The sequence below is a fragment of the Secundilactobacillus muriivasis genome (assembly GCF_054785195.1).
In genome coordinates, this window is sequence record NZ_BAABMI010000027.1 from 88,935 (window position 1) to 97,141 (window position 8,207).

Annotated in this window: 10 protein-coding genes and 1 pseudogene; all 11 read left to right on the forward strand. The window is 42.7% G+C overall.

Features of this window, described 5'->3' with window-relative positions; all coding sequences use genetic code 11:
- Nucleotides 1–11 precede the first annotated feature (11 nt).
- Nucleotides 12–209 (forward strand): hypothetical protein, encoded by a 198-nt coding sequence (locus ACYVR3_RS07490; RefSeq protein ID WP_461243736.1) that lies wholly within the window; start codon nucleotides 12–14, stop codon nucleotides 207–209.
- A 3-nt stretch (nucleotides 210–212) separates the two neighbouring features.
- Complete coding sequence (locus tag ACYVR3_RS07495) at nucleotides 213–707, forward strand: hypothetical protein (protein ID WP_461243737.1); 495 nt, start codon at nucleotides 213–215, stop codon at nucleotides 705–707.
- 175 nt (nucleotides 708–882) lie between these two features.
- Entirely contained in the window at nucleotides 883–1,881 is a 999-nt protein-coding gene (locus tag ACYVR3_RS07500) for a hypothetical protein (RefSeq protein ID WP_461243738.1), read from the forward strand.
- Nucleotides 1,856–2,284 carry a hypothetical protein gene (locus tag ACYVR3_RS07505; RefSeq protein ID WP_461243739.1) on the forward strand — a complete coding sequence of 143 codons (429 nt, stop codon included), beginning with the start codon at nucleotides 1,856–1,858 and terminating at the stop codon, nucleotides 2,282–2,284. Before ACYVR3_RS07500 ends, ACYVR3_RS07505 begins: the two co-directional genes overlap by 26 nt.
- Before the next feature lie 99 nt (nucleotides 2,285–2,383).
- The gene (locus tag ACYVR3_RS07510) at nucleotides 2,384–2,569 is read left to right on the forward strand and encodes a hypothetical protein (protein ID WP_461243740.1); all 186 of its coding nucleotides are present in this window, start codon (nucleotides 2,384–2,386) and stop codon (nucleotides 2,567–2,569) included.
- A gap of 21 nt (nucleotides 2,570–2,590) precedes the next feature.
- Nucleotides 2,591–2,737, forward strand: a pseudogene (locus ACYVR3_RS07515) (HNH endonuclease); the annotation flags it as partial.
- A 26-nt stretch (nucleotides 2,738–2,763) separates the two neighbouring features.
- Nucleotides 2,764–3,261 carry an HNH endonuclease gene (locus ACYVR3_RS07520; RefSeq protein ID WP_461243741.1) on the forward strand — a complete coding sequence of 166 codons (498 nt, stop codon included), beginning with the start codon at nucleotides 2,764–2,766 and terminating at the stop codon, nucleotides 3,259–3,261.
- A 17-nt stretch (nucleotides 3,262–3,278) separates the two neighbouring features.
- On the forward strand, nucleotides 3,279–3,644 hold the full coding sequence (locus ACYVR3_RS07525; protein ID WP_461243742.1) for a phBC6A51 family helix-turn-helix protein: 366 nt from the start codon (nucleotides 3,279–3,281) through the stop codon (nucleotides 3,642–3,644).
- Nucleotides 3,637–4,884, forward strand: a complete 1,248-nt coding sequence (locus tag ACYVR3_RS07530; RefSeq protein WP_461243743.1) for a PBSX family phage terminase large subunit — start codon at nucleotides 3,637–3,639, stop codon at nucleotides 4,882–4,884. The genes ACYVR3_RS07525 and ACYVR3_RS07530 overlap by 8 nt, the downstream gene beginning before the upstream one ends.
- Nucleotides 4,875–6,362: a phage portal protein gene (locus ACYVR3_RS07535; RefSeq protein ID WP_461243744.1), complete on the forward strand. Its 1,488-nt coding sequence runs from the start codon at nucleotides 4,875–4,877 to the stop codon at nucleotides 6,360–6,362. Before ACYVR3_RS07530 ends, ACYVR3_RS07535 begins: the two co-directional genes overlap by 10 nt.
- Nucleotides 6,292–8,136, forward strand: coding sequence for a minor capsid protein (locus tag ACYVR3_RS07540; protein ID WP_461243745.1), 1,845 nt, complete (start codon nucleotides 6,292–6,294; stop codon nucleotides 8,134–8,136). The genes ACYVR3_RS07535 and ACYVR3_RS07540 overlap by 71 nt, the downstream gene beginning before the upstream one ends.
- Nucleotides 8,137–8,207: the final 71 nt, after the last annotated feature.

Here is an 8,207-nt window from a genome sequence, read left to right on the forward strand (position 1 = left end):
TGAGGCGGATAATGACTAAAGACCAAATTAAATTCAAAAACTACTTCGTGAACATCTTTGAACAGCATGATGCTGATATCATTCGTTCGATTAGTTGGATGACCCGGCATGTTAATAAAATGCCGAACACGATTCGAGTGGCATACCATCATTTAACCGGCAAAGAGCGCAACGAAGTGATCAAAGAAATTTGCATGTTGGGAGGGTAGTTTATGGCGATTGAACTAACGGACAGTACGATTGATAAGATTGTGGATCGGCTAATTACTAAAGGCAACGACTTTTCGGAGACCGAAAGTGAGAAAATTAAACGTAACACGAAGGCACTATTTCAGAATTACCGGTTATTAGAGAGCCACGTTGATATTGATATGCCGGTGCTTGAGGAGGACACTCCGTTAAACAAGTATGAGTTGACCCTATACTCATTACTGGGGTACCGGGCGCGCTCTAAGGAGATGATTATCTTTCTCAATAAGGTGCTTGATCGCTATGAAGCGATTTGTATGGCGGGAACGGCAGAACAACAGCGGCGCTACAAGGTGATTAAGACACTGTACATTAACACTGAGACGATGACGCGGGTAAAGCTGGCGGAAAAGTTTGGGTGTGATGAAAAAACCATTCGTCGGGATGAACGTAAGGCAATCAATGAACTGGGCGTAATGATTTTCGGAATTGATAGTCTCAATGACGTGTCCAAATAGTGCCGAAAATCCGCTCCCAAAAGCCCGAATCAAAGTTATACAATGATAGTGTGAAAAAGTATTCGACATACTATTTTCTTTCCCGAACATGTATTTAGCCAACGAGACCCTAGCAGAAATGCTGGGGTTTTGTTATGCTAAAAATATGGGATATTTGATACTTGGAGGAGATAGCATGGCTAATTTAGTTCGGCGTCAAAAGCAAATTGCATTTTATGAGCTTCAACAGGGGAAACACAAGTTTGATCTAAAAAGTAAAATAGATCATATTTTTCAGTTGTTCGTTAATCAGAACTACGATGAAATTGATGAGTTAACAATTGACGATGTTCGGTATTATATTTCGGCAATCCAAAAAATCTCCATGAACAAGCTTATTAATTACGGTGAAGATACGGTGGATTATTATTGCTTTGCAATTAATATTGCAAAGGTTGATTCGGCTCAACAGATTAAATACGGTGATTTGTCAAAAGTGGTTAGTGATAGAGAAGAAGTCGTGGACTTATCTGATGATGATGTGGATATGAATCAAGTTGGACCACTAGTTGATTCACAGTTTATAGTTGATCCGTTTTACTCCGTAGTAGCCACCGGGAGAACCTCTGGAGGAGTGAATTTGTGGGCTTTAAAGAAATTTTTGCAACAAATACTTGATGCCCAGGGACTTAGACTTGCTTTTATTCCGGATAAAAAAGGAATAGAAGATTTAGACGAAATGACTATTATTACGGCCGTTGACTATAAGGTTTCCAAAACTGGGGATGCGAATAACCAGAAAGATGACGCTAGATCAGAAATGGGAGATATTGCACTTGCAAATGATTTAGAGGCAGATGAGTTCGAAGTCAGAATGAAATCTGTTAGTTTAAACAAAGAAAAAACAAAAAGTAAAATTAAACATTATATGGAAACAAGACTCGGGATGGATGAATTTGATGACGTGAAATCAATTAAAGTTGAAGGAATTAAAGATGGTCAGGAAGTTCTTTTTGACTTGATTACGAATAAGCTAAATTACAGAGGGTATATTGAGTTTGATACTGCTGTGGGCATGACAATTCGTGACAACTTTAATTATTTGGCTAAGGCTTTTGCAAGCCAAGTTGAATTCATCCAGAAGACAATAGCATTGAAGGTGTATATGGATGATAACGAAAGCAAGGATTCATAGAAATAGATTTTCTATTAGTATTTTTATGATTACGTTTGTTTTAATGATTGCGATAAAAGCAACTCCGAGTAGACTGCCAAATTACCAAGATTCAGTTTCAAACATTGTGTCATTTTCTAGTTTAGCCACTGCAATTTTTATGGCGGCGTTAGCGTTTGTGCCCAAGCTAAGTGCGGGATGGTTACGCAAATTAGGTACGGATAAAAAGTTCTTGGAGAGAATTATAATCGCAACCTTTCTATACTTTATGACTTCTGTTCTGGCAATTGTTGTGATTAGCGTCTTTCCTGAAACGGAAAAGTCAATTATAAGTGAAATTGGCGTTGCACTGATGTTTGCTATCCTGGCATCCGCAGTGAGTGAAAGCGTGTATATTTTTAGGATTATCTTTACAACCAATTAAAAAGGAGGCCTGACAACGGCTAAACTAACAGCCTGCGTAGGTCTCAAAATTACCACTCATTACGAGTGGTTTTTTAATACAATCAGGGAGGTGCGTAAATTGAATTCAGTGATGAAGGATTATCAACGGGTGGCACGTGATTATGATAAGGCGTTTCAGAATTTTAGCAAACATGTGGAAAAGGCTATGAATAAATCAGCTAAGGTGCAACGTGAGATACAGCGTAAGAATGATAGGGTTGCACGTAAGGTCGAAGAACGGTTTAAGAGACTTGGGATGATGTAATGCCGCGCGTAAGAAGGTGCAGACAGCCGGGCTGAGTATCTAGCTAGCCGTGAACGTTGGGCACGTAGCCACGATGAGCATTACACGCACAAGTACAACACGGTCACACGTAATCGCGATGACACTAAGCGCCAGCAATACAACTTCTATCGTACAAGACAATGGTCACCCAATAATGAAAGGAGGCCTGTGGAATGGCTAAACTAACAGCAGAACAACGTCAATTTACCGACAATCATGAATTTTCGGATGATGAGTTGAACGTTATTAGTTACATTGATACTCAGCTTACAATCAAAGGAAATTATCTGAACTACATGGATATCGTTGATGCGTTGGCAACTATTGGTTCTTGGGACACGTCATCGGAGCAAAAGATGGCCTCTAGATTATTGTTGCGTTACGTTTTTCCAAAGAAACTCGTTAACGATATGATTGAAGAATATGCGGTTGTGACTGATCGTGAGAGCTTCATGGTCAGGCGATGGCGACAGAAGGTTCTTAAACGTGATAATAGTACTTGTCAGCATTGTGGTTCGACTGAGAATTTATGTGCTCACCATATTTCGTACTGGTCTAATGATCCAATCAATCGAGTAAATGTTGATAATGGAATTACTCTTTGCCAAGAGTGCCATGCAAAAGAACATTTAGGTGAACCAGTCTATTATTTAATTGCTAAACAACGCTAATAGTTAGGAGGGATAGCATGATAACAAAGAAGCAACAGAAAGCGATTGAACTAATGTTTGAGGGCAATCTCTCCCAAACTAACATTAGCGCACAGTTAAAAATTCACCCAACAACGTTATCGAGGTGGAAACGGGAACCTGATTTCATTGATGCGATGAAGGCTTACACCGATGAAACAATTAGTCGTTCTACGCCACAAGCCATGAGAACGATGGTCCACCTACTTGACGCAAAGAGTGAACTGGTTAGATTCAATGCTGCTAAAGATTTATTGGATCGAGCTGGATTTATGCCTACTATCAGGCAAGATATCAACGCTAACGTTGGCCCCGTTCAAATCATTGATGATGTACCAGATAAGGCTGGTGATGACGATGGTTAAACTAGCATCCGTTACCGCACCAGCGTTTTACCAGTTACACCATGATATCAAGAATCACATTCATTCAAATTATTGGTTAAAGGGAGGGCGTGGTAGTACCAAGTCCTCTTTTGTTAGTTTGGAAATTGTTTTAGGCATCATGACTGATCCTGATGCTAACGCTGTGGTCATGCGTCGTTACGCTACAACGTTGCGTGAATCGGTCTATGATCAATACCTGTGGGCAATTGACCAGTTAGGCGTTAATCATCTGTGGCAAGACTCAGTAAGTCCGATGCAACTAACTTACTTGCCAACCGGTCAACAGATACGGTTTAAGGGCGCTGATAACCCACTCAAAATCAAATCGCAGAAGTTTCGGCATGGCTATACGAAGTTCAAACACTATGAAGAAGTTGCCGAGTTCAAGGGCATGGAAGAGATTCGGAGTATCAACCAATCACTCAACCGTGGTGGTTCAGACATCATCACCTTCTACTCCTACAACCCGCCAGCCAGCGTTAATTCATGGGTCAATCAGGAGAGCGATAAACAGGGGCTACGTGACGATACGCTGGTGCACTCTAGCGATTACCTGACCGTGCCAAAAGAGTGGTTAGGGAAAGAATTTCTAGCCGATGCGGAGCAACTCCGCAAGGACAATCCAAAGGCTTACGCCCATGAATATCTGGGTGAAGTAACCGGGACTGGCGCTGAAGTCTTCAACAATGTAACTGTTCGGCGCATCACGGATGAAGAAATCAGTCACTTCGATAAGATCTATCGCGGTATCGACTTTGGTTTTGCGCATGACCCACTATCATATGGTGACATCTACTGGGATTCGGCTAGACGCCGGATCTTTTTGTTTACCGAGATTTACCAGGTCGGCATGAAGAACCGCACCGCTGTGGAAGCCATTAAGAAACTCAACCCAGCGAACGAAGTCGTTATCGCCGATTCGGCTGAGCCTAGAACTATCTCTGAGTTTAGAGACTTAGGCCTGAACCTAGTCGGTGCCAAGAAAGGTCCTGGTAGTCGTGAGCATGGGTTCAAGTGGCTGCAAGACCTAAGAGAGATTGTGGTTGACCCTGAGCGGTGTCCTAATGCAACCAGAGAGTTTACGGGCTATGAGCTGGAACGAGATGCCAACGGGAACTTCAAATCAGGCTACCCTGATGGTGACGATCACTCAATTGACCGCACCAGGTACGCACTTGAAAGCTTAATGAAGAAGGGAGGGTTCAGACCTTGGAAGTAGAAGCAATGAAGAAGCTGCTTAAGAGAACCGATAGCATGCACAATGAATTTATCGAAGACTACAAGACCTCGATGCGTTACTACTTAAATGAAAACGACATCACTATTCCAGTCGGTGGTCAGTCAAAGGCTCGTAATGATGGCAAGATTAATGAGTTGTTGCGGAGTGCGGACAACCGTGTTAGTAGCAACTACCATCAATTGATTGTTGATCAAGAAGCTGGCTATCTAACCACGACACCGCCACAGATTGACGTTGAAGACGAAACCAACAATGATAAGCTGGTTGATATTCTTGGTGATGAGTTTGGTGTTCGCCTAAACAGCTTGGTAGTGTATGCGGCGAATGCCGGTGTAGCTTGGGTCCACTATTGGAAAGATAAGGACGAAGGCTTTAAGTATGGTATCGTACCGCCTGACCAAGTTACACCGATTTACTCTAACGACTTAGAGCGTAAGCTTTTGGCAGTGCGCCGAAGCTATGAAGAAATCAATCCGGCAACTGGTGGCACTCGAAACATTCATGAGTATTGGACTGATACCGAGGTAACTGTATGGCAGTCCACTGATGAAGACGCCTACTCTGACCTGAAACCAGTCTATGACCGTTTCACTGCTGTGGACATTACGACTGGGATTGAAACGGGCACTAGTAACACAATGACCTATGATGATCCCGGACACATTCCGTTTATTCCATTCAAGAAGAACGAGTTTGGACGCCCGGAATTGACTAAATACAAAGGCCAGATTGACGTTTACGATTCGGTTTATAACGGGTTCGTGAATGACGTTGATGACGTTCAACAGGTCATTTTAGTGCTCACAAACTATGGTGGAGAATCGCTGGCGGAGTTTAAGAAAGCTCTGAAACAGGATAAGGCCGTTAAGTTTGAGAGTATGGGGACTGGTGATAAGTCAGGCCTAGAAACACTCACGATTGATATTCCTGTGGATGCTAGAAACAGTCTGTTGGAAACGACCGAAGCTAAAATCTTTAAGCAGGGTCAAGGCATCGACCCAACTAAGTTCGAGGCCAATAACGCAACGGGCGCTGCCATTAAAATGCTGTACTCGCACCTCGAACTAAAAGCCGGAAACACCCAAGCTCAATTCGAGATTGGTATCAGTGAGCTGGTCAAGGCCATCTTACGGTTTATGGGTGTAGCGGACGCCGATGATACTAAGGTCAAGCAGACTTGGACTCGGACGCTGATTCAAAATGATTTAGAGCGGGCCCAAATTTTATCAGCAGTTGCTCAATACTCATCAGATGAAGCTGTTGCTAAGGCTAACCCGATTGTGGAAGACTGGCAGCAGGAGTTGAAGGACCGTGAAGATGATGCGGTTAAACACGATGGCTATGATAACCCCGATGCACTCAACGATTTGAATGGTGGTGATCCTGATGACGATGACGAACCAACAGTATTGGGAACGCCGCCATCTTCAAGTCAAAGCAAGGGAGTTAAAGAATAGCGCTGAGTATGAGCGTGCCCTTCAGCCACAGCTAAACGGGCTGTACCGAGAGCTTCAAAGCGAAATGGAGTATTGGGTGACCCGTTACGCTAATAACCAGGCTATTGATAAGGAAACTGCACGTAAGCTACTGCGTAATATCAGTACCAAACACTGGCAGCTAACTTTAAAGCAGTTTGAAGCCAAGGCTAGAGCCGGTGGATATGATGCAGAGCTTGATGCCGAGTACTTCAGAAGTCGGGTTGCTCGGTTGCAGTCTTTGGAGAAGCAACTTCAGTTCCACACACGGAGTTTTGCAAATCAACAGACCACTGATATGCAACAGGAATTAACTAAGCAGTATGATGACACCTACATGCGAACAACATTCAACATTCAAGCTCAAAAGGCACAGTTTACTGCTAACTTTGCACGATTCAATGAACAGCAGTTAAAAGTAGCCGTTTCAAAACCGTGGGCACCAGATGGTAAAGACTTCTCACAGCGAATCTGGAAGAACTACACCAAAGAGCTACCCAGTTATTTGATGGATGCAGTGCTTCGTGGAACTCTGTTGGGTTACAGTCCACAGCGAATTAGCAAGATGTTTCACGCTAGATTTCAGGATATTCAACGTAATAACATCCATCGTTTAGTTATCAGTGAAATGGCTCACGTTGCTGAAGAAGCCACTGCTGAAAGTTATGAAGAAAACGAAATTGAAAAGTACCAGTATATGGCAACGTTAGAGTCGCACACTTGTGCTGTGTGTGGACGCTTAGACGGTGCCATTTTTAAATTGTCAGAACGTAAGAACGGGGTGAACTACCCAATCATCCACAGTCGGTGCCGATGTACTACAGTACCTTATACGGATGATTTACCAGAGACGACTAGCCGATGGTATCGTGATCCTGAAACTGGCAAGGGTAAGCTGGTTAGAAATATGAAATTTGACGAATGGAAGAAGCTAGTTAACTCTGGGGCTGAGATGCCTAAGCCAACACCATACAAACCCACTGGATATGCTATTAATCTAAATAACGTTTTGAGTAGCGATGATAAGGAACGCTTAAGTGAGTTAGGGACTGATGTTCCAGAGACTTTCATGAAGATCCTTGAAAAAGCACCTGAGAATATGCAGAAGCTATTTGCAACACGACCGAAAGCAGTGGCAATTAGGACTTCACCTAACCGGGGTTCCTATTATTTAGCTGGTAGTAAGCTAATTCAATTTGATAAAAAATCATTTAATGGTGATACCAGGTATGCAACAGAAAACGATGTATTATTTCATGAACTCGCCCACAGCATTGACGATACTGGAGATGGTGCAATTCTACAGACCGTTCACCGCTATCTAAAAAGGTCGGTGAAAGATGCTGAGATTGCAACTTACTCTAACTACAGCCTTAAGCCAAAATACGGGTTGCAGGATATGCTACACAAAGAAGGACTAGCAGCAGTTCAGTCTATCTATGATGAATTTCCTGATGTAGTATCTTCCTATAATGTGGAACGGGCTTGGAGAGAGCAATATATAGCCGATGACGATACAAATTGGCGACTTTTTGCTGATGTTTCAGATATGGTTGAAGCTGCTACTAATGGCGGGTTATCGTTAGGTTTTGGTCATGGGAAAGGCTATTGGACGACCAAAGAGTATGGTGGTAACAAGAAAGTTGCTAACGGTCATGCAGAAGCCGAGTTTTTCGCTGAATCAACATCAGCCACGATTAATAATCCCAAATCTTTAGCACAAATCAAGAAATATTTCCCTGAATCATATACCTGAATTATTCATACCTTTCAAAAAAGTCGTCAGTTTTCATGTTTTTCAAAAACTGACGGCTTTTGATCTTGCTT

Coding starts and splice junctions, on each gene's coding strand:
- ACYVR3_RS07530 (WP_461243743.1), top strand. CDS start 3,637: ATGGTTAAACTAGCATCCGTTACCGCACCAGCGTTTTACCAGTTACAC.
- ACYVR3_RS07540 (WP_461243745.1), top strand. CDS start 6,292: ATGACGATGACGAACCAACAGTATTGGGAACGCCGCCATCTTCAAGTC.
- ACYVR3_RS07505 (WP_461243739.1), top strand. CDS start 1,856: ATGATAACGAAAGCAAGGATTCATAGAAATAGATTTTCTATTAGTATT.
- ACYVR3_RS07490 (WP_461243736.1), top strand. CDS start 12: ATGACTAAAGACCAAATTAAATTCAAAAACTACTTCGTGAACATCTTT.
- ACYVR3_RS07495 (WP_461243737.1), top strand. CDS start 213: ATGGCGATTGAACTAACGGACAGTACGATTGATAAGATTGTGGATCGG.
- ACYVR3_RS07520 (WP_461243741.1), top strand. CDS start 2,764: ATGGCTAAACTAACAGCAGAACAACGTCAATTTACCGACAATCATGAA.
- ACYVR3_RS07500 (WP_461243738.1), top strand. CDS start 883: ATGGCTAATTTAGTTCGGCGTCAAAAGCAAATTGCATTTTATGAGCTT.
- ACYVR3_RS07525 (WP_461243742.1), top strand. CDS start 3,279: ATGATAACAAAGAAGCAACAGAAAGCGATTGAACTAATGTTTGAGGGC.